Source organism: Arthrobacter sp. Y3223166 (genome assembly GCF_059090935.1).
The window spans coordinates 1-1,931 of the sequence record NZ_JBNHGE010000086.1 but is presented as its reverse complement, the minus strand read 5'-3'; the positions used below and the strand labels follow the sequence as shown (position 1 = coordinate 1,931).

The 1,931-nt window shown below is 57.2% G+C and carries 2 rRNA genes; both read left to right on the top strand.

Annotated elements, in window-relative coordinates:
• A 23S ribosomal RNA gene (locus AC5RUH_RS16640) occupies nt 1–1,586 on the top strand; the annotation flags it as partial.
• Nucleotides 1,587–1,756: 170 nt separating this feature from the next.
• Nucleotides 1,757–1,873: ribosomal RNA gene (gene rrf, locus AC5RUH_RS16635) — 5S ribosomal RNA — on the top strand.
• The last annotated feature ends 58 nt before the right edge of the window (nt 1,874–1,931 follow it).

Sequence of the window (1,931 nt, the reverse complement as noted above, 5' to 3'; positions counted from 1 at the left end):
CCGGTGATGCTAACCGCCCAAACCGTTCATCCGTGCCCTTCGGGGCCAGTATGGGCGGGGCGCGCGGGACCCGATCCGGGGAGGTAAGCGTATTAACAGGTGTGACGCAGGAAGGTAGCCGAGCCGGGCGATGGTAGTCCCGGTCCAAGGATGTAGGGTGAACGGTTGGCAAATCCGCCGTTCGTGAAGCCTGAGACCTGACGGGACCCCCGTATGGGGGGATTCGGTGATCCTATGCTGCCGAGAAAAGCATCGACGCGAGGTTTTAGCCGCCCGTACCCCAAACCGACACAGGTGATCAGGTAGAGAATACCAAGGCGATCGAGAGAATTATGGTTAAGGAACTCGGCAAAATGCCCCCGTAACTTCGGGAGAAGGGGGGCCCGGACCGTGAAGAAGCCTTGCGCTTCGGAGCGGGTAAGGGCCGCAGAGACCAGGGGGAAGCGACTGTTTACTAAAAACACAGGTCCGTGCGAAGTCGCAAGACGATGTATACGGACTGACTCCTGCCCGGTGCTGGAAGGTTAAGAGGACCTGTTAGCCCCTTCGGGGGCGAAGCGGAGAATTTAAGCCCCAGTAAACGGCGGTGGTAACTATAACCATCCTAAGGTAGCGAAATTCCTTGTCGGGTAAGTTCCGACCTGCACGAATGGAGTAACGACTTCCCCGCTGTCTCAACCATAAACTCGGCGAAATTGCACTACGAGTAAAGATGCTCGTTACGCGCAGCAGGACGGAAAGACCCCGAGACCTTTACTATAGTTTGGTATTGGTGTTCGGTGTGGCTTGTGTAGGATAGGTGGGAGACTGTGAAGCCCGGACGCCAGTTCGGGTGGAGTCATCGTTGAAATACCACTCTGGTCACTCTGGACATCTAACTTCGGCCCGTAATCCGGGTCAGGGACAGTGCCTGATGGGTAGTTTAACTGGGGCGGTTGCCTCCTAAAGAGTAACGGAGGCGCCCAAAGGTTCCCTCAGCCTGGTTGGCAATCAGGTGGCGAGTGTAAGTGCACAAGGGAGCTTGACTGTGAGAGAGACATCTCGAGCAGGGACGAAAGTCGGGACTAGTGATCCGGCGGCACATTGTGGAATGGCCGTCGCTCAACGGATAAAAGGTACCTCGGGGATAACAGGCTGATCTTGCCCAAGAGTCCATATCGACGGCATGGTTTGGCACCTCGATGTCGGCTCGTCGCATCCTGGGGCTGGAGTAGGTCCCAAGGGTTGGGCTGTTCGCCCATTAAAGCGGTACGCGAGCTGGGTTTAGAACGTCGTGAGACAGTTCGGTCCCTATCCGCTGCGCGCGCAGGAAATTTGAGAAGGTCTGTCCTTAGTACGAGAGGACCGGGACGGACGAACCTCTGGTGTGTCAGTTGTACTGCCAAGTGCACCGCTGATTAGCTACGTTCGGATTGGATAACCGCTGAAAGCATCTAAGCGGGAAGCCGGCTTCAAGATGAGATTTCCATCCCCTTCGTGGGGGAGAGGACCCCAGCCAGACCACTGGGTTGATAGGCCGGATGTGGAAGCGAGGACGAAAGACTCGTGAAGCTGACCGGTACTAATAGTCCGACAACTTACACCACACCACCCCCTGGGGTGGGTGATCAAAACATGCTACGCGTCCGCTATGTGGTTCCCAGACAACAACCGTTGTCGCATAAGGGAACAAAACAATTGAATACAGTTCCAAGCACAAGCTTGTAACCAACAGGTTTGCCGCCAACCCCCACCGGGGCGGGCGCGCACGAAGGGTTACGGCGGTCATAGCGTGGGGGAAACGCCCGGTCCCATTCCGAACCCGGAAGCTAAGGCCCACAGCGCCGATGGTACTGCACTCGGGAGGGTGTGGGAGAGTAGGTCGCCGCCGGACATTCTTTGAACACGGGAAGGCCCCGCCAACGATGGCGGGGCCTTCCCGCGTTTAACCA